Below are 18497 nucleotides of genomic sequence, written 5' to 3' on the forward strand. Positions count from 1 at the left end.
GGGTGAAGGACGAACGGACCGGCCGGGAGCCGGAGGACGCCGCCGCGCCCCGGCTGCCGGCGCCGCCGCTGTGGCTGCGCTGGCTTCCGGTCCTCTACGTCGCCGCCGTCCTGCTGCTGGAGCCGGCCACGCCCGTGGACTGGCCGGTGAGCTTCGCGCTGATCTCCGTGCCGGTGCTGGCCGCGTTCGCGCACGGGCCGGTGGGCGTCGCCGCCGCCACGGTGTTCTCCGTCGTCCTCGAAGGGGTGCTGGCCGGTACGCCGTGCTGTGCGGGCCGCTCCGTCGGCTATCTGTGGGACCGTCACTACGTGGCGTCCTACATCTGTACGGCGCTGGTGGGCGGCCTCGGCACGATCCTGGCCGCCCACCGGATCCGGCGGGAACGCACGCTCGCCGACGTCCGGTTCGTGGCCGAGACCGCGCAGCGCGTCCTGCTGCGCCCCGTACCGCACCGCATCGGCAACCTCCGTCTGGAGAGCCTCTATCTGTCCGCGAGCGCGGAGGCACGCATCGGCGGTGATCTCTACGAGGCGGTCCCCACCCGGTTCGGGGTCCGCCTGCTCATCGGCGACGTCCGCGGCAAGGGACTGCTGGCGGTCGAGACCGCCGCCACGCTGCTCGGTGCGTTCCGCGAGGCGGCTTACGACGAACCCGATCTGCCCGCGCTGGCCGGCCGGGCGGACACGAGCATGAACCGCAGGGCGACGCAGCTCGGCGGAACCGAGACGGGCGAGCGGTTCGTCACCGCGGTGTTCGCCGAGATCCCCGCCGACGGCCACATCGTCCGCATCGTCAACTGCGGCCATCCGCCGCCGATCTCCCTGCGGGCCGGCGAGGTGTGCGAACTGGACAGCGGGCGGCCGGCGCCGCCCCTGACCCTCGGCAAGCTGGTCGCGGACCCGTACCACGTCGACGAGTACCCTTTCCGGCCCGGCGATCAGCTGCTGCTGTACACGGACGGCGTGACGGAGACGCGGGACGCGACGGGCACCTTCTATCCGCTGTTGCAGCGGCTGCGCGCCTGGGGTCCCCTGCCGCCGAAGGATCTGCTCGAACGACTCCACGACGATCTGCTGGCGTACAGCCACAACAGAACGCAGGACGACACCGCGGCGCTCGCGGTCTGTCTGGCTCCCGAGGCGCCGTCGGCGACGTCACCGGCCGAGTGAGCCCGGCCCCGTGCCGGAAGCGGGTCAGAAGGCCGTGCGGGCGAACCAGTTGTCGAGGACCGCGCGCTCTCCCGAGATCTCGAAGGCCGGGTCCTCGTACGACCGCCGGCCGTAGAGCAGGAGCAGGAGATCCGCCGCCCGGCCGAGCACCGCCGCCGTGACCGGCGCGGACGCGTCGGACTCGCGGTCCGGCCCCGCCACCGGGCGGAAGCCGTCCGGGTCCAGCCGCACCCGCCACTCCTCGGCGGATCCGCCGTCGGGGCCCGCGCACCGGAACGCGAGGGTCTCTCCGTCGCCGCGCAGCTTGGTCACGCCGGGGGCGAAGAGACCCGCGTAGGGCAGGTTGACGAGGAACTCGTCCACGCCGTCCGCCGCGAGCACGGGGTCGATGTCCGAGGTCAGGCCGACGGCGTGCTCCGCGTCCACCCGGTGCACCAGCGTCTCGAAGAGCATCCGGCGAGCCCAGAACCGGGCGTGCCGGTCCTCGCCCCAGACCCACATCGGCGCGTCGGGATCGGTGTCCCGCAGGACGGCCGCCACACCGGGCACGCCTGCCGCCACCCAGTCGGGATAGTCGCGGGCGTTCTCCGGCAGCTCCAGCTCGACGTCACGGCTGCGGGGCGGCTCCTGCACCAGCCCGGTCAGCAGGGTGGAGAACCAGCGCTGCAGCGCTCCCACGTGCCGGCTGAGGTCAGCCAGGGTCCAGTCGGGGCAGGACGGTACGGCGCTCGCCGGGTCGGCGCCCCGGACCGCCTCGGCGAAGCGCAGGGTCTCGCGGGCGATGGCCTCGCGGTAGGTGTCGTACGGCAGGGGATGCCCCGCCTCGTGTGTCGCTGCCATCGGCCGCCGCCATCCTGTTCTGGTTCTCGGCACGGATTCCGTCGCCGACAGTCTGGCCGCTGGAGTCCACTCGAAGGCAAATCGCGGCTCAGGGGATCTCCTGTTCGGCCCAGATGATCTTCCCTTCGGCGGTGTACCGGGCGCCCCAGCGCTGGGCCAGCTGGGCGACCAGGAAGAGCCCGCGGCCGCCCTCGTCCGTGCTCCTGGCGTGCCTGAGCCGGGGGGCCGTACTGCTGGCGTCGGAGACCTCGCAGGTGAGGCGGGTGTCGTGGAGGAGGCGTAGCCGGATGGGCGGGGCCGCGTAGCGGAGGGCGTTGGTGACGAGTTCGCTCACGATGAGTTCCGTCGTCATGGCTGCCTCCGCACCGAGGCCCCAGTCCTCGACCTGGTGGGTGGCCCGGGCGCGCAGGGTGGCGACGGCGGCCGGGTCGGGGGGTACGGTCCCAGGAGGCGACCCGGTCGGCGCTGAGCACATGGGTGCGGGTCAGGAGCAGCGCGATGTCGTCGGACTGCGGCACGGGCACGAGCGTGCGCACGGCGGAGGTGCACAGCGCGTCCAGGGCCTCGTCGGTGTGGGTGAGGGCCTGTGCGAGCAGGGACATGCCGCGCTCCACGTCGTGGTCGCAGCCCTCGATGAGGCCGTTGGTGTAGAGGCCGAAGAGGCTGTTCTCGGGAAGTGCGATCTCGGTGGCCTCGAAGGCCATTCCGCCGAGCCCGAGCGGGGGTCCGGCGGGGATCTCCGGGAAGTACGCCGGTCCGTCCGGTGCCACGACGACGGGCGGCGGGTGTCCGGCCCGAGCCATCGCGCACCGCTGGGTGACCGGGTCGTAGACGGCGTAGAGGCAGGTCGCGCCGATGAAGGTGCTCCGGGCGGCTGTGCCCGCGGCGGCCTCCTCGTCGCTCAGCCGGAACACGAGGTCGTCGAGGTGGGCGAGCAGGTCGTCGGGGGGCATCTCCATGGCGGCGAGCGTCTGGACGGCCGTGCGCAGCCGGCCCATGCCGGCCGCCGCGGTGATGCCGTGGCCCACGACGTCACCGACGACGAGGCCCACGCGGGCACCGGACAGCGGGATCACATCGAACCAGTCGCCGCCGACGCCGCCGCAGGGATCCGCCGGCCGGTAGGAGGAGGCCACCTCCAGCGCGGTGCCGCCGGTCAGGGCGGGTGGCAGCAGGCTGCGCTGGAGGGTGACCGCCGCCGTGTGTTCCCTGGTGTAGCGGCGGGCGTTGTCCACGCACACCGCCGCGCGTGCCACGAGTTCCCGGGCCAGCATGACGTCGTCGGTCCCGAAGGAGACGGGATTGAGCGACCGGGCGAACATGGTGAGGCCGAGTACGGTGTTCCGCGCCCGCATCGGCGCGAAGATGACCGAGTGCAGGCCGAACTCGCGGATGCGTGCCACGCGCAGGGGTTCCTTGGCGGTCCACAGTTCGTCGGCCGGGTCGAGGACCGGGATGAGCAGCGGCTCACCGTCGATGAGCAGGTGGGTGTCGTGGGGCGGCGGGAGGAAGTCGACCCGGTCGCCGACCTGTGCGACGGCCTCGGGGGTGCCCTCGCGCACCGAGCGCAGTGCGGCACGGCGCATCGCCAGCCCGGCGGGCGCAGGTCCGGCGTCGCTCAGCCACGCTCCGTGACCTTCGGTGCTGAGCACGGGTTCCAGCAGATCGACGAAGACGAAGTCCGCGAAGCGGGGGACCGCGAAGTCGGCGAGTTCCTGGGCGGTCCGCATCACGTCGAGGGTCCGGCCGATGCTGGTGCCGGCTTCGTTGACCATGGTCAGCAGCTGGCGGGCGTTCCAGCGCTCGGTGACGTCCTGGACCATGTAGCACACGCCGGTGACGGCGTCCTCGGCGTCCACCAGCGGGAAGAACGAGGTCGCGTAGGCGTGCTGGCGGTGCGGGTCGGCCCAGCTCCAGCCCACGTACTCGTAGTCGGTCACCGGGACGCCGGTGGCGAGCACCTCGCGCATCAGGCCTTCCAGGCCCGCCGCCTGCAGCCCGGGCAGCAGCTCGCCCAGCCGCTTCCCGAGCCGCTCGTCACGGGGGACCCCGCTGATGTGTTCCAGGGTGTCGTTCACCCAGACGTACCGCAGCTCGGTGTCCAGGACGGCCAGGCCGACCGGCGAGCGGGTCAGGAACCCGTCCAGGACCGACTGGCCCATGGTCCACCGCGACAGCTGTGCGCGAGCCGACGCCAGGAAGCACTCGGCGGTGCCCATCCGGAACGACGCCGATACCCGTAGCTGGACGTCGAGGCGGCGGCCGTCCCGGTGCCGTAGGGCGATCTGGCCGCTCCAGCCGTTTCCGGCGCGGCACCGCGCCACGACACCGGCGAGCCGTGCCGGGTCCTCGGGCATGGCGAGCAGGCGCGCGGCGGAGGCACCGACGACGTCCGGTGCCTCGTAGCCGAGGAGCACTTCGGCGCTGCGGGTCCAGCCGACCACGACGCCGTGTTCCGATATCACCGCGGCCGCGTCGGTGGACGCGTCGAAGAGATCACCCGGTCCCCCGGGCGGGCCCGCGGCGAAGCCCTCTCGCGCTGATTCCATGAGTCACACCCATATACCACTATGAGCCTGTTTGTAAGGTGATATGCATAGATACTGCGGAATGTTGACGGGTCTGCCCGACGCGGCGCCGTGCGGTTGGGCCGGGCCGTGGCCGGAGCGACCATGGAAGGACCGGCCGTCAGCGCCCACGGGCCCGTCCGGCCGGTGGAGGTGAACCCGGCATGGCAGTGGACTCCTTCGAAGCCGGCCACAACGAGCAGCACGCCGAGCTGCCCCGGCCGACCGGGCTGCTGGATGTGCTGAGCGTGGCCGCCGTGGCCCTGGACACCCGTGGCCGCATCGTCTTCTGGACCCCGCAGGCCGAAGAACTCTTCGGATACTCCTCCGAGGAGGCGCTCGGCAAGCACGCGGCGCGCCTGCTCATCCACCCGGAACATCTCCAGGCCGTGGTGGGTCTGTTCACGGAGGTCCTGGAGACCGGCAGGGGCTGGGCCGGCGCGTTTCCGGTCCGGCACAAGGACGGCGGCAGCCGGCTGACCGAGTTCCGGACCATGCGGCTGCTGGACGATCTCGGGGACGTCTATGCCCTGGGTATCGCGGCGGACCACACGCTGCTCCAGCGCGTCGAGACCGATCTGGCGCTGTGCGAGCAGTTGATCAACCAGTCCCCGATCGGACTGGCCCTCCTCGATCCCGAGCTGCGCTATCTCCTGGTCAACCCGGCACTGGAGCGGATCGACGGCATTCCCGCCGAGGATCACATCGGCCGCCACCTGCGGGAGACGCTGCCCTTGCCGGAGGTCGACACCGTCGAGTCGGCCCTGCGTCAGGTGCTCACCACCGGTACGCCGCTGCTGGACCAGTACCACGTCGGCCGTCCCCCCTCCGATCCCGGCCAGGAGCACGCCTGGTCGCTGTCCTTCTACCGTCTGGAGGATCCCGGAGGGCGGGTCCTGGGCGCGGCCGCCTCGGTCGTCGACGTCACCGAGCGGCACCGCGCGGCGGCCGAGGCCGACCGGGCGCGGCGGCGCCTGGCCCTGATCGCGGACGCCTCCGCGCGGGTCGGCACCACGCTGGACGTGGATCAGACCGCCCATGAGCTGGCCGAGATCGCCGCGCCGGCGCTGGCCGACGTGGTCGCCGTGGACGTCCTCGACTCCGCGCTGTCCTGCCGTCGGATACGCAGACCGGACAACGGCCCGGAGCTGTTCCGGGCCCTCGCCCTGAAGGCGGCCCATCCCACGGTCGCGCTGCGCGCCGCCGACGCTCCCGGTGACCTAGCCGCCTACGCGGGTGACCGTCTGGTCACCCTGTGCGTCCACACCGGGCGGCCGGTCCTGGTGCCCCGGGTGGGGCCGCGCGATCTGCCGCGCATCGCCCGGGACGCGACGGCCGGCGCCCTGTTGGCGGAGGCCGGTGTCCACTCGTATCTCGCGGTGCCGCTGATCGCGCACGGCGAGGTGCTCGGCGCCCTGGACCTCAAGCGAACCCTCAATCCGGCGCCGTTCGACGAGGACGACGTCGTACTGGCCGCCGAACTCGCCGGCCGGGCCGCGGTGGCCATCGACAACGCCCGCTGGTTCCAGAGCGTCCGCAACACCGCGCTCACCCTGCAGCGCAGTCTGCTGCCCGATCACTCGCCGCACCACACGGGCCTGGAACTCGCCTCCCGCTACCAGCCCGCGCAAGCCACCAGCGAGGTCGGCGGCGACTGGTACGACGTCATCCCGCTGGCCGACGACAAGACCGCCCTGGTGGTCGGCGACGTCATGGGCAACGGCATCGACGCGGCCGCCACCATGGGCCGACTGCGCACGGCCACCTGCGCCTACGCCGATGTCGACCTCGCCCCCGGCGCGGTACTCCAGCACCTGGACAAGATCACCTGCGATCTGGAGCACTACATCGTCACCTGCCTGTACGCGGTGTACGACCCGCGCACCGGGCGGTGCAGCATCGCCAACGCCGGACACATGCCGCCCGCGCTGGCGCGCCCTGGCCGGCCGCCGAGACTCCTGGAGCTGCCGGCCGGGGCGCCGCTCGGCGTCGGCGGCGTGAGCTTCGAGACCACCACGGTCACGCTGCGCCCCGGTGATCTGCTGGTCCTCTACACCGACGGCCTCGTGGAGACCCGTCAGCACGCCATCGACGACCGGCTGAACGCCTTGCTGGACCTCCTCGGCGAAGCGCACCGGCCGCTGGAGGAGACCTGCGACGCCCTGCTGTACGGACTGCGCAACCCCGACGACCACGACGACGTGGCCCTGCTCGTCGCCCGCACCCTGTAGGCCGCCCGGTAGCACGAGACCCTTCCCTGAACCGTGTCGCGTGGTGGACACTCCGCGCACCGGGCCGACGTCGTCACCCCGGTCGCCGCCCTCTCCCCCACCCCCTACCGTCAAGGGCTCCCCAGATGCCGATCGCACCTGCCGCCCTGCGCCTGGCCGTCGCAGTCGCGGGCTTCCTGCTCGTCACCACCACGTCCACCACGTCCTCCGCCGCCCCGAAGGAGCCAACACACCGTGTTTCGGGCGCAGTTGAAGCCGCAGCCCCGGCCACCTGGTCCCCGCCGCTGTCCACGCAAGGCCGCTCCATCGTCGACAGCCAGGGCAACCGTTTCCGCCTGAAGGGCGCCAACTGGGACGGCGCACAAGGCTCGTGGACGGGCAGCGGCAGCGCCGATGATCCCGCCAACCACCACGCCGGCCAGGACTCCCACGGCATCCCCCTCGGCCTGGACCGCGTACCGCTGGACCAACTCCTCGGCGATTTCCATCAGCTGGGCATCAACACCATCCGGCTGCCGTTCTCGAACGCGATGATCCACAGCACGACCCCGGTGCCCGACAGCGCCGTGACCGCCAATCCCCAACTGCGAGGCAGGACACCGCTGGAGATCTACGACGCCGTGGTCGACGCGCTCAGCGCCGGCGGGTTCGCCGTGATCCTCAACAACCACACCAACACCTCCCGCTGGTGCTGCGGCATCGACGGCAACGAGCGCTGGAACAGCTCGCAGTCGACGCGGGCCTGGGCCGACGACTGGGTCTTCATGGCCCGCCGCTACGCCTCCGTCCCCCGGGTGGTCGGCGCGGACCTGTACAACGAGGTGCGGCGCGACGTCCTGGACGACCCCAACTGGGGCCTGGGCGACGACCACGACTGGTACGCCGCGGCCCGGCTCACCGCCGACCGCATCCTCACGGAGGCCAACCCACGGCTCCTCATCGTCGTCGAGGGCATCAACTGGACGGGGATACCCGCGGACGGACTCCCCCACGGCCGCCCTGTGCTGACCCCCGCCGGGACCCTGTCCCACACCCTCGTCGACGCCCACAAGCTGGTCTACTCCGCGCACTTCTACGGCTACACCGGCCCCCACCACAGCGGCGCGACCGGTATCGGCGAGACCCATGACCCCCGCTACCAGGACCTGAGCCGCAACGACCTGTACACAGCGCTCCACGACGAGGCGTTCTTCGTGGAGGAGCCGGAGCGGCACTACACCGCACCCGTCTGGGTCAGCGAGTTCGGCATCGGCGCGGGCGAGACGAGTCCGGCCGCCCGCACCTGGTTCGGCAGCATCACCGACTACTTCGCCGACCACGACACCGACTTCGCCTTCTGGCCTCTGGTCGGCTTCACGGGCCACGACGACTGGGCGCTGCTCCAGTACGACGAGAGCGGGCACCGCTCCGGCATCCTCGACGCGGGCGACTGGCGTGCTGCGGCCTGGCAGCACCTCATGACCGCGCCGAGCGACACCGGTCCGGTGGCGGCGGTTCCGGTCTGGCGGATGCTCTCCATCGACCATGGCGACGCGGTGGAGTCGGTACGGGTGCGGGCCACCGGGGACTGGGATCCGGGGGCCTACAAGGCCGCCTGCCCCGACGGGCTGCGGCTCATCGGGCTCGGCCACACCACTGGGCGGGGCCTGTGCACCGACAGCACCGGCGGTGGCCCGGGCGATCTGCGTGCGACGGGCGGCGGCCAGACGGTGGTCACGGACGAGCGCTATGTCCCGGCCGGCGGCGACTGGGCGTCGGGATACACCAAACTGCAGTGCCCCGAGGGCGGTTTCCTCATCGGATACAGCGCCCGTGGCGAGCGGGTGTCGGCGGCCCTGTGCGTGCCCGCCCGGAACTCGCTGGCGGGAGCGGGCCGCACGGTGTGGTTCGACCGGTCCGACAACCGTCCCAGCGGCGCCGCCGGCGGCGACTTCGCGTACGGCGACTACAAGGGCCAGTGCGGCGAGGACGAATACGCCGCCGGAATCGCCTACACCACCCGGGTGGGCAGCCGCCCCGGGCCCGACGCCCTACTGTGCCGCCGGCTCCTCTGAAGCGGCCCCGGACGACCGGTCGGCGGCCCCGCGCACCAGCAGCAGGAGGGCGTCGACCAGGTCGTCCGCCAGGTCGTCCACGGGGCTGCCCGTGGCCAGCCGGCGCAGTTGCAGGCCCATCACGAGGGCGACGGTCGTGGCGGCCAGGCGTTCCGCGTCCGGGACGCCCAACGCGGTCAGGATCCGGGCGGCGAGCAGGTCGTAGGCGCCGAACGCCTCGGCCGCCGCCTCCCGCAGCCGTGCGTCCCGCCCGGCGTGCAGGTACAGCTCGAACGGCGCGAGATGGGCGCTGTCCAGCGCCGTGCCACAGGCGACCTGGCCGGCCAGTGACGCCGCGTCCTCGACGGCGAGGCCTTCCGTCTGGCACTGCTCGGCCAGTTCGGTGAAGTGCCGCGCCTCCTCGCGCACGAAGTACAGCAGGCTCTCCCGCAGCAGATCGTGCTGGGTCTCGAAGTGGTAGGTGACCGACCCGAGGGACACGCCCGCCTCCTTGGCGATCCGCCGGTTCGTGACCGCCGCGACTCCGTCCTCGCCGATGATCCGCAGGACGGCGGTGATGATGCGCTGGCGCATCGGGGCAGGGCGGGCGGCGTGCGGCATGGCGTGCATTCTTCCATCACCGGTTTCCAGCACTGCGTTCCAGCGCCGACTTCTCATCCCGCCTTGCGGCACCGGTGGACAGGGCCGTGCCGGCTCCCTAGTGTTCGTTCGAACGAACAGGACCGGACTGGAGGGTAGCCGTGCACATTGCCGGGTCAACCGTTCTGCTCACCGGTGTCACCGGCGGCATCGGCGGCGCGCTGGCCGCCGAACTGTCCGCTCGTGGCGTCCGTCTCGTGCTCACCGGCCGGCGGGCCGAGGCGCTCGAACCCCTCGCCGAGCGTTACGGCGCCCGGATGATCACGGCCGATCTGGCCGACGCCGACGACGTGCGGCGGCTGGCCGCAGAGGCCGCCGGCACGGACATCCTGATCGCCAACGCGGCCCTGCCCTCCAGCGGTGACGTCCTCGACTACACACCGGACCAGATCGACCGGGCCCTCGCGGTGAATCTACGCGCCCCCGCCATGCTCGCCCGGCTGCTGGCTCCCGCCATGGTGGCCGCCGGACGCGGCCACTTCTGCTTCGTCGGGTCGCTGTCCGGCATGGCGGCCACCAAGTCGTCGTCCCTGTACACCGCGACGAAGTTCGGGCTGCGCGGCTTCTCGCTGGCCTTCCGCCAGGATCTGCACGGCACGGGTGTCGGCGTCTCGATCGTCCAGCCGGGTTTCGTACGTGAGCTGGGCATGTTCGCCAAGACGGGTTCTTCGACGCCCGGCGGTGTCCGCACCGTCTCGCCCGAGCAGGTCTGCAGGGGCGTGATACGAGCCATTGAACGCGATGTCGCCGAGATCAATGTGGCACCGCCCGAGCTGCGCTTCCTCACCAAGGTCGCGTCGCAGTTCCCGGGCTTCGCAGAGCGGGTGCAGCGGCTGGCGGGAGCGGAGCCGACCGTGCACGCGATCGTGGATGCGCAGCGCTCCAGCCGCTGAGACTCCTCTGGCACCCTCTTCGCTCTCCGTGATTCAGCGCTGGCTCGCGGGAGCGCCCGGCAGGGGCGGCCGGCTGCCCTTGCAGGAGTAGACGATCTCCACGGACCCGCCGGGCAGGGCGCGTTCACGCTGGAAGGTGAGCCCGGCGGACGGGTCGAGCGCGGGCGTCAGCCGTGTCCCGCCGCCGAACAGCAGCGGCACGATGACCAGTTCCAGCGTGTCGAGGGCGCCGAGGGCGTGAAAGGTCTGGATCGTGCGCGCGCCGCCGACGAGGTGGACGTCGCCACCGCGGTTGGCCGCGCGGATCCTCTCCAGCAGCCGCGCCGGATCGCTGTCGGTGACGACGTGGTCCGGGGTGCCGGCCGGGCGGTGCGAGCCGAGCACGAACACATCGAGGTTCGGCCAGGGCCAGCGGTTGTTGGTCAGCGCGGGCTCGAAGGTGGTACGGCCCATCACCGCCGCCTCGCATCCTTCGAGGAACTCCCGGATGCCATGGCTCTCGCCGGACACGAAAGCGGGGTCGGCCGTCAGCGCCGGCCATCCGGACGGTGTGGTCACATAGCCGTCGGCGCTCATGCTCACGCGGGCACGGATCTTCATGATGTCTCCTTGGGCCTGTCTTCTTCGGGCCGTCTTCTTCTGCTCTGTTCTTCCGAGGCGGACCCCGCCTTCACCCAAGCGTCGAACGAGCCACCCGCACTTCGACACGCCGCCTTCGGTACTGAGCCGTCTGCTCCGACGCAGCGTTCTCCGGTACCTTTCGCGTTTTCTCACAGAGGTCCGACGACGCGGTGTCCGGCACACCGCCCGCCTCCTCGCAGAGACCGTTCCCGCATGTCTGGCCACGCGCACGGAGGCGGTGCACGAGTACCTGGTCCGCACCCCCGCCACGCCGGCCCTGCCCGGCTCCGTCCCTGACTCGGCGGCCCCGGTCGAGGTGGCGGCCCCGGCCACGGACGCCGGCTTCACCGCGCTCGACATCGCCCTGGCCGAGGCCTTCGGCGGCGCATGGGAGCCGTCCCCGGAAGGCGCGGCACGGCTGCGGCGGACCGAGGAGAACGGCGGGGCCGTCCGGTTCGTCCGCGCGCCCGGCGGCTGTGCCGGCGGCGCGCTCTGCTCGGCGCCCGCCGAGGGCACGGCCGAGCTGGCGGGTGTGGGCACCCTGCCCGCGTACCGGGGGCGTGGCATCGCGGCCGCGGTCGCCTCGACGCCGGCCGGGACCGCTCGCCGGGTGTCACCGTTCTCCGGGCACGGGGTGGTCCTTGACGAAGCGGTGGATCTCCTCGGTGAGGGCGCCCGGATTGTCCAGCTGGACCAGGGTGCGGGCGTCGGGGATCTCCACATAGCGGGCGTCCGGCAGCAGTTCGGCCAGGCGACGGCCCGTCGCGGGCGGCATCATGCGGTCCTCGGCGCCCCAGGCGACCAGGGCGGGGCGGGTGAACTCCGGGAGGTTCCGGGCCGCTTGCAGATAGCAGTCCTTCCGGGTCGTACGGAGGAACCGGGTGAAGTCACGGCGGATGTGACGGTTCCTCAGCAGAGGGCCGTACCAGCGCGCGATGAGCTCCGTGGGCAGCCGCTTCTTCGCCATTCCGCCGAGCGAGGTCTGCATACGGGCCAGGAAGGGGAAGCGGAAGGACTGCAGGAGGAGGAAGATTCCGCCGGGGACCTTGCAGGCCACGGAGAGGATCCGGCCCTGGACGCCGGGCGGGTAGTTGTCCAGGGCCTCGCAGGAGGTCAGGACGAGCCGGGCGATGCGCTCGTCCTGGACGCCGACGAGGAGTTGGGCCGTACCGGTGTCGTTCTGGACGAGGGTGACGTCGCGCAGGTCCAGGCGGTCCATGAACTCGGCCAGCAGGCGGGCGACGCCGTGCGCGGAGAGGTCCGCGTCCGGTCGCATCGGGCGCCGGTGGCTGCCGAGGGGCAGTACGGGGACCACGACGCGGAAGTCCGGGTGCAGGGCGGATACGACATCGGCCCAGACCGACTCGTCGAAGCCGAGGCCGTGGGCGAGGACCACGACGGGACCGTCGCCTCCGGTGTCCTGGTAGTCGATGGTTCCCGCACTCAGCTCGATCTCCGGCATGCCCCTGCCTCCGCCCCCGGTCGCCCGTCCAGGCCGTCACTTGATAGATCGTTCTAGTGACAGAATAGGCGCCGACCGCCCTTTGGCAACAGCGGCTTACCGGAGGTGCCACCCGTGAGCGACGGCAAGGCCATCAGCACCCATGAGACCCGGCGGCGCATCGTGGACGCCGGCACCGAGCTGTTCCGGCGTTCGGGCTACACCGGCACCGGTATGAAGCAGATCGCCGAGGCGGCCGGTGCTCCCTTCGGCTCGATCTACCACTTCTTTCCGGGCGGCAAGGCCCAGTTGGGCGAGGAGGTGATCCGTACCGCGGGCGCCGTCTATCTGGAGCTCATCACCACGCTGATGACGCCGTACGAGGACCGGGTGGCGGCCACCGCCGACGCCTTCGCCGCCGCGGCCGGCACCCTCGCCGAGCTGGACTTCGCCGACCCGTGCCCGATCGCGACCGTCGCGATGGAGGTGGCGAGCACCAACGAGACGCTGCGGCAGGCCACTTCGGAGGTGTTCGACAGCTGGATCGACCATCTGGCCGCCTATTACGCCCAGGGCGGCATCCCCGAGCCCGCCGCCCGGGAGACAGCGAGCTCGGTCATCGCCCTGCTGGAGGGCGCCTTCATGCTCGGCCGGGCCGCGCGCAGCTCCGGGCCGGTGCGGGCGGCGGGCACGGCGGCCGCGGCGATCGTACGGGCGGCACTGGCCGGGGAGTGAGGAAGCCGGCCGCGGCCGTCAGGTCTGCGGGTTCGCCCGGCTCGCTCGGTAGAGGTCGCGGAGCAGGGCGATCTCGGCTCCGTGGTGCAGCACTTCCTGGTTGACCCACCACACGATGTCGAGAAAGGGTTCCTCCGGATCGCTGCCGTACGGGTAGGCGCAGTACCCCACGGTGTCCAGCGCCGTGTCGTCGGCGCTCAGCAGTGCCTGCCGCCAGGCGGCGGCGCCGGCCTCGAAGGCCGCGATGGCACCGGCGGCGTCCCCGCTGACGGGGTGTTCCTCCCGCGTCGCCTCGCGGCTGCCCGCGGTGTGGTCGGCGCGCAGGGACAACATCTCGGTGAGGTGGCTCAGGCGCCAGGCGAGGGTCGTGACGGGCGGTGGCCACGGGTGCGGGTACGGCGCGGTGTCCCGCCCCCACGAGCCGCCGCCGGCCAGGAAGGCCGCCCGCGGCCCCGGCCCGTCCGCGCGCCGTCGCACCGACCAGCAGCCGGGGACCGGTTCCCAGCGGTACTCGTCGTCGGTCAGCGGCTCGACCTCGGTGTCCGCACCGTCGCCGCTGTCCATGACGGGCCCGGTCAGCCGACCGAGGAGGCGCTCGCACGCGAAGTCGAACTGGTCCAGCAGCGGGCGGAGTCGGGGCGGTGCTGCCGTCATCCGGCTGTCCTGGTCGCCATCCGGCTCTCCTGGTGCCATCGGGGCTCCTGATCGTCATCGGGCGCTTGGGCCGGCACCGGCCGCGTACCGGTCGGTGGCCGCCACCAGCGCCTCCGCCATGCCCGGCGTCCCGCTGTTGTGTCCGGCGTCGCCCACGATAACCAACTCGCTGTCAAGCCATGCCTGTTGGAGCCGCCAGACGATCCCGAGGAGGTTGCCGAAGTCGAGGCTTCCCTGGACCAGAGTGCCCGGGACCCCCTTGAGCACGTGTGCGTCACGCAGGACCACACCGTCGTCGTTGCCCTCGCCGAGGAAGTGGCCGTTGCCCCAGTAATGCGTCACAGTGCGGGCGAAGCCCATGCGGAAGACCGGGTCTTCGTAGCGAGCCACGGAGCGCGGAGGCGCCGGGATCATGGCCGTCTCCCAGTCGGTCCAGGCCCGTGCGGCTCGCTCCCGCACCTCCGGGTCGGGTGATTCCAGCAGCCGGTTGCAGGCGGCGGCGAGGTTCCCGTCGCGTTCGCCGGCCGGCAACGCGGACCGGAACCGTTCGAAGGCGTCCGGGAAGATCCGGCCCAGTCCCCTGGTCAGCAACTCGACTTCGGCGTTCGAACCGGTGGCGACGCCCGTGAGTACCAGCTCGGAGACGACGCCCGGGTGGGTCTGCGCGTAGCGCAGCGCGAGCACCGACCCCCAGGACACGCCCCACACCAGCCACCGTTCGACGCCCAGGTGCCGGCGCAGCAGTTCCAGGTCGGCCATGAGGTGCGCCGTGGTGTTGACGCTCATGTCGGTGTCGTGGCGGCTCGCGTGCGGTCTGGACCGGCCGCAACCGCGCTGGTCGAGCAGGACGATCCGATAGGCGGCCGGGTCGAACAGACGCCGGAGGTGGGGGGTGCACCCGGATCCCGGCCCGCCGTGCAGGACGACGGCGGGCTTGCCGTGCGGATTGCCGCAGGTCTCCCAGTAGACGTGGTTGCCGTCGCCCACATCGAGCATGCCGTGCGCGTACGGTTCGAGCTCCGGATAGAGGGCCATCCGGGCACCGTACCGACTGCGTCGGCCGACCGCCCACGCGTTTTCGTGTCCTCTGTCGCGGAGGCGTCTGTCGTGGAAGCGCCCTGGAATTGTCCGTGATCGGTAACAACCAGATCCTCCTTTGAACCTCCACTCAACCCCCACCGTCCTGACAGGTGCACAGAACACGGGTGCACGGGACCAAACGGACACGGAACGAATCGGGGCGGGACATGGCGCAGCACAACGGGCGGGGATGGTACGGCCGGATGGTCGCTGCGGCGGTCGGGGTCACGGCGGTGGCGGCCGCCACCTCGGTGTGGACCGCGCAGGCCGGCCAGTCCGGCGGCGGTCCGGCGGCACCGGACATCTCGGCGCAGCAGCCCGCCGCGCCGAAGCAGGAGACACCCGTCTCCGCCGACATCGCCCATGCCTCGGACGGCGGCGCGCACGCGGTCAACATCACCATCGACGACGGACCGAACCCGGTCTGGACCCCGCAGGTGCTCCAGATCCTGCGCGAGAACGGCGTGAAGGCGACGTTCTGCATGATCGGCCCGCAGGCCCAGGCGCACCCCGACCTGGTCCGGCAGGTGGTGGCGGCCGGGCACCGGCTGTGCGACCACACGGTGTCGCACGACACCACGATGGACAAGAAGCCCGAGGCCTACCAGTCGCAGCAGATCCTGGAGGCCGAGCGGCAGATCACCCAGGCGTCCGGTGGCGTGAAGCCGATGTACTACCGGGCTCCGGGCGGTGCCTTCACCCCGTACAGCCGACGGCTGGCGGCCTCGCACGGGATGCGTCCCCTCGGCTGGAACGTGGACTCCAAGGACTTCGAGCGGCCGGGCAGCGCCGCCATCGTCGCCACCGTCAAGCGTGAGCTGGCCAACGGCCCGACGATCCTCTTCCATGACGCGGGCGGCGACCGCTCGCAGACCGTGGCGGCGCTGCGCACCCTGCTTCCGTGGCTCAAGCAGCAGGGCTACTCCTTCGGCTTCCCGGTGCGCTGAACCGGCCCTTCCGGGGGCGCCGGGCCTGGTCAGGCGGCTCGCCGCAGACCACCTGCCGGTTAACCCGGGGGGAATTCTTGGTCATCGAAACCTTGGGACGGGTGTTCGGATTCGGAACGGCGCCTACCATGAGGCCGTTGCGTACGTCGTTCCGGAAAGGCTCGCCATGCCGTTGCCTCGCCTCGGCACGCGGTCCGTTCGTCTCCGGACGGCGCCCGCGGTGTTCGTCGTCCTCGCCGTGGTCCTCGGCGGCACGCTGCTGGCGTACTCGCTGGGCGGGCCGCGGCACGGCCGGTCCGCCGGCGCGCCGTCGGGGCACGTCGTCGTCGACGTCTCGGAGAGTCACTGCGGCCGCGGCTGGACCCGTCCCGAGCCCGGGGTGCGCACCTTCGATCTGCACAACTCCTCCGACGGCGCCGCCGAGGTCTACCTGGAGGACCCGGCCAGCCAGGCGGTGTACGGCGAGGTGGAGGGCATCGGTCCCGGTACGACACGGCAGTTGACGGTGCGGCTGGGCAAGGGCGCGTACGCCTTCAAGTGCGTGCCCGACGACGCCGACGCCGTCACCGGGCCCACCGTGCACATCACCAGCGGCAGCCGCGGCCCGGGTGCCGCACCCGTCACCCAGCACGACCTGATCCCGCCCGCCCTCTCCTATCAGAAGTGGGTCGGCGGCGGCCTGGACGACGTCGTCCGGCTGACGGCGACGCTCAAGGACGCGATCGACCGGGGTGACCTCGCGGCCGCCCGGTCGGCCTGGCTGCCGGCGCATCTGGAGTACGAGCGGCTGGGCGCGGCGTACGACGCCTTCGGGGACGCGGACCGAGCGATCAACGGCACCGACGCCGGCCTGGCCGGCGGGGTGCGCGACAAGGACTTCGCCGGGTTCCACCGCATCGAGTACGGGCTGTGGCACGGCGAGGCGGCAGCCGGTCTGCGCGCCCCGGCCGCGGCGCTGGTGAAGGCGGTGACGGGGCTGCGGGACAGCTGGTCGCAGACGCGTATGGACCCCGCCCAGCTGGGTCTGCGCGCGCACGAGATCCTGGAGAACACCGTGCAGTTCGAGCTGACCGGCCGTACCGACTACGGCAGTGGCAGCAACCTCGCCACCTCCCGCGCCAATCTGGACGGCACCCGCGAGGTGCTCTCCCGGCTTCGCCCGCTGCTCGCCACCCGGTACGCCGATCTGCCGGGCCTGGACAAGGAGTTGGACCGCGCCCAGCACAGCCTCGACGGGTTCCGGCACGGCGACGACTGGACCTCGCTCGACGCACTGACCCGCGCCCAGCGGGAGCGGGCCGACTCCGTGCTCGGCGACCTGGTGGAGCGGCTGGCCTCGGTGGCCACCCTGTGCGACCCGCGGAGGACCGTGTGAGCAGTTCCGAGCGTTCCGACGGTCTGGCCCGGCGCGGCTTTCTGCGCGGTGCCGCCCTGGCGGGCGCCGGCCTCGCCACGAGCGCCGCCGCCCCCGCCTCCGCGCCGGCCGCCACGACGGACTCCATAGCCCCCTTCCACGGCGCCCACCAGGCCTCGGCGATCGCGGCTCCGCGCCGCACGAGTGTGTTCGCCTCCCTCGACGTGACCGCCGAGAGCCGTGCGGACCTCACCGAGCTGCTGCGCACGCTCACCGACCGGGCCCGCTTCCTCACCTCCGGCGGGACGCCGTCCCCGGCCGGCATCACCGCACCGCCCGCCGACTCGGGCGTCCTCGGCGACGAACCGCCCTCCGGTCAACTCGCCGTCACCGTGGGCGTCGGCGCCTCGCTGTTCGACGACCGGTTCGGGCTGGCCGCGCAGAGGCCCCGGCGGCTGACCGCCATGCCCGAGTTCCCGGACGACGACCTCCAGGCGGAGTGGTGCCACGGCGACCTCAGCCTCCACCTGCACGCCGACGAGCCGGACACCACTCTGCACGCGCTGCGTGACATCGCCCGGCACACCCGGGGCGCCCTGCAGGTGCGCTGGCGGCTGGACGGCTTCTCCAGTCCGCCCCGGCCCTCGGGCACCCCGCGCAATCTCCTGGGCTTCAAGGACGGCATCGCCAACCCGGACACCGCCAGCGCGCGCGAGATGGACCGTCTGGTGTGGGTGGGCAAGGGCATGGGCGAGCCGGACTGGGCGGTCGGCGGCAGCTATCAAGTCGTACGGCTGATCCGGATGCTGGTGGAGTTCTGGGACCGGGTCTCGCTCAGCGAGCAGGAGCGGATGTTCGGCCGCGCCCGCTCCTCCGGGGCGCCGCTGGACGGCGACCACGAGCACGACACCCCGAAGTACGCCGACGACCCCAAGGGCGACGTCATCCCGCTGGACGCGCACATGCGGCTCGCCAACCCGCGTACGCCCGCGACCGCCGACCAACGCCTGCTGCGCCGCGCGTACAACTACGACCGGGGCATGGACGCCAACGGCAACCTGGACATGGGCCTGTTGTTCTGCTGCTACCAGCAGGACCTGAAGCGGCAGTTCGAGACGGTGCAGCACCGGCTGGCGGGCGAGCCGCTGACGGACTACATCAGCCCGTTCGGCGGCGGCTACTTCTTCGCGCTGCCCGGTGTCAAAGACGCCTCGGACTGGTACGGGCGCGCCCTGTTCGGCTGAACCTGTCCGGACAACTCATCAGCCGGCT

14 protein-coding genes and 1 pseudogene are annotated in these 18497 nt (G+C 72.1%); 8 read left to right on the top strand and 7 right to left on the bottom strand.

The genetic code is table 11. The annotated features are described in order from the left end of the window. Positions 1-74 precede the first annotated feature (74 nt). Positions 75-1169 carry a PP2C family protein-serine/threonine phosphatase gene (locus tag M878_RS53405; protein ID WP_031223917.1) on the top strand — a complete coding sequence of 365 codons (1095 nt, stop codon included), beginning with the start codon at positions 75-77 and terminating at the stop codon, positions 1167-1169. 24 nt (positions 1170-1193) lie between these two features. Here the strand turns inward: M878_RS53405 and M878_RS46855 are convergent, their stop codons facing one another. Then, entirely contained in the window at positions 1194-2009 is an 816-nt protein-coding gene (locus M878_RS46855) for a maleylpyruvate isomerase family mycothiol-dependent enzyme (protein ID WP_031223918.1), read from the bottom strand. 88 nt (positions 2010-2097) lie between these two features. After that, positions 2098-4558: pseudogene (locus M878_RS53410) on the bottom strand (SpoIIE family protein phosphatase). Positions 4559-4740: 182 nt separating this feature from the next. On the opposite strand from M878_RS53410, the gene M878_RS53415 reads away from it, so the two are divergent. Both M878_RS53415 and M878_RS53420 read left to right on the top strand, forming a co-directional pair. Further along, the gene (locus tag M878_RS53415; RefSeq protein ID WP_023544685.1) at positions 4741-6807 is read left to right on the top strand and encodes a SpoIIE family protein phosphatase; all 2067 of its coding nucleotides are present in this window, start codon (positions 4741-4743) and stop codon (positions 6805-6807) included. A gap of 125 nt (positions 6808-6932) precedes the next feature. Then, entirely contained in the window at positions 6933-8861 is a 1929-nt protein-coding gene (locus M878_RS53420; protein WP_023544686.1) for a glycoside hydrolase family 5 protein, read from the top strand. On the opposite strand, the gene M878_RS53425 is transcribed toward M878_RS53420, so the two are convergent. Continuing rightward, positions 8838-9461: a TetR/AcrR family transcriptional regulator gene (locus M878_RS53425; RefSeq protein WP_031223922.1), complete on the bottom strand. Its 624-nt coding sequence runs from the start codon at positions 9459-9461 to the stop codon at positions 8838-8840. The two genes, M878_RS53420 and M878_RS53425, sit on opposite strands and share 24 nt — an antisense overlap. Positions 9462-9601: 140 nt before the next feature. Between M878_RS53425 and M878_RS53430 the strand changes: the two genes are divergently transcribed. Then, positions 9602-10393 (top strand): SDR family NAD(P)-dependent oxidoreductase, encoded by a 792-nt coding sequence (locus M878_RS53430; protein ID WP_023544688.1) that lies wholly within the window; start codon positions 9602-9604, stop codon positions 10391-10393. A 33-nt stretch (positions 10394-10426) separates the two neighbouring features. Here M878_RS53430 and M878_RS53435 read toward each other — a convergent pair whose 3' ends face one another. Further along, positions 10427-10993 carry a dihydrofolate reductase family protein gene (locus M878_RS53435; protein WP_023544689.1) on the bottom strand — a complete coding sequence of 189 codons (567 nt, stop codon included), beginning with the start codon at positions 10991-10993 and terminating at the stop codon, positions 10427-10429. Between the two features lie 634 nt (positions 10994-11627). Next, positions 11628-12476: an alpha/beta fold hydrolase gene (locus M878_RS53445; RefSeq protein ID WP_023544690.1), complete on the bottom strand. Its 849-nt coding sequence runs from the start codon at positions 12474-12476 to the stop codon at positions 11628-11630. A gap of 114 nt (positions 12477-12590) precedes the next feature. Here M878_RS53445 and M878_RS53450 point away from each other — a divergent pair, with 114 nt between their 5' ends. Next, positions 12591-13190, top strand: a complete 600-nt coding sequence (locus tag M878_RS53450) for a TetR/AcrR family transcriptional regulator (protein WP_023544691.1) — start codon at positions 12591-12593, stop codon at positions 13188-13190. Positions 13191-13208: 18 nt separating this feature from the next. Here M878_RS53450 and M878_RS53455 read toward each other — a convergent pair whose 3' ends face one another. Both M878_RS53455 and pip read right to left on the bottom strand, forming a co-directional pair. Then, the gene (locus M878_RS53455; protein ID WP_245238018.1) at positions 13209-13883 is read right to left on the bottom strand and encodes a DinB family protein; all 675 of its coding nucleotides are present in this window, start codon (positions 13881-13883) and stop codon (positions 13209-13211) included. A 15-nt stretch (positions 13884-13898) separates the two neighbouring features. Beyond that, positions 13899-14879 carry a prolyl aminopeptidase gene (gene pip / locus M878_RS53460; protein WP_023544693.1) on the bottom strand — a complete coding sequence of 327 codons (981 nt, stop codon included), beginning with the start codon at positions 14877-14879 and terminating at the stop codon, positions 13899-13901. A gap of 212 nt (positions 14880-15091) precedes the next feature. Here pip and M878_RS53465 point away from each other — a divergent pair, with 212 nt between their 5' ends. The 3 genes from M878_RS53465 (at position 15092) to efeB (ending at position 18469) form a co-directional block, all read left to right on the top strand. After that, entirely contained in the window at positions 15092-15871 is a 780-nt protein-coding gene (locus M878_RS53465; protein WP_023544694.1) for a polysaccharide deacetylase family protein, read from the top strand. Positions 15872-16037: 166 nt separating this feature from the next. Then, entirely contained in the window at positions 16038-17246 is a 1209-nt protein-coding gene (locus tag M878_RS53470; RefSeq protein ID WP_031223926.1) for an EfeM/EfeO family lipoprotein, read from the top strand. Then, positions 17243-18469, top strand: coding sequence for an iron uptake transporter deferrochelatase/peroxidase subunit (gene efeB, locus M878_RS53475; protein ID WP_031223927.1), 1227 nt, complete (start codon positions 17243-17245; stop codon positions 18467-18469). Before M878_RS53470 ends, efeB begins: the two co-directional genes overlap by 4 nt. Positions 18470-18497: the final 28 nt, after the last annotated feature.

It is taken from the genome of Streptomyces roseochromogenus subsp. oscitans DS 12.976 (genome assembly GCF_000497445.1).
Classification (GTDB): Bacteria; Actinomycetota; Actinomycetes; order Streptomycetales; family Streptomycetaceae; genus Streptomyces; species Streptomyces oscitans.

What these genes read in the sequence shown, in the direction of transcription:
- M878_RS46855 (WP_031223918.1), bottom strand. Translation starts at nt 2,009, where the DNA reads ATGGCAGCGACACACGAGGCGGGGCATCCCCTGCCGTACGACACCTAC.
- M878_RS53415 (WP_023544685.1), top strand. Translation starts at nt 4,741, where the DNA reads ATGGCAGTGGACTCCTTCGAAGCCGGCCACAACGAGCAGCACGCCGAG.
- M878_RS53420 (WP_023544686.1), top strand. Translation starts at nt 6,933, where the DNA reads ATGCCGATCGCACCTGCCGCCCTGCGCCTGGCCGTCGCAGTCGCGGGC.
- M878_RS53425 (WP_031223922.1), bottom strand. Translation starts at nt 9,461, where the DNA reads ATGCCGCACGCCGCCCGCCCTGCCCCGATGCGCCAGCGCATCATCACC.
- M878_RS53435 (WP_023544689.1), bottom strand. Translation starts at nt 10,993, where the DNA reads ATGAAGATCCGTGCCCGCGTGAGCATGAGCGCCGACGGCTATGTGACC.
- M878_RS53445 (WP_023544690.1), bottom strand. Translation starts at nt 12,476, where the DNA reads ATGCCGGAGATCGAGCTGAGTGCGGGAACCATCGACTACCAGGACACC.
- M878_RS53455 (WP_245238018.1), bottom strand. Translation starts at nt 13,883, where the DNA reads ATGGCACCAGGAGAGCCGGATGGCGACCAGGACAGCCGGATGACGGCA.
- pip (WP_023544693.1), bottom strand. Translation starts at nt 14,879, where the DNA reads ATGGCCCTCTATCCGGAGCTCGAACCGTACGCGCACGGCATGCTCGAT.
- M878_RS53465 (WP_023544694.1), top strand. Translation starts at nt 15,092, where the DNA reads ATGGCGCAGCACAACGGGCGGGGATGGTACGGCCGGATGGTCGCTGCG.
- M878_RS53470 (WP_031223926.1), top strand. Translation starts at nt 16,038, where the DNA reads ATGCCGTTGCCTCGCCTCGGCACGCGGTCCGTTCGTCTCCGGACGGCG.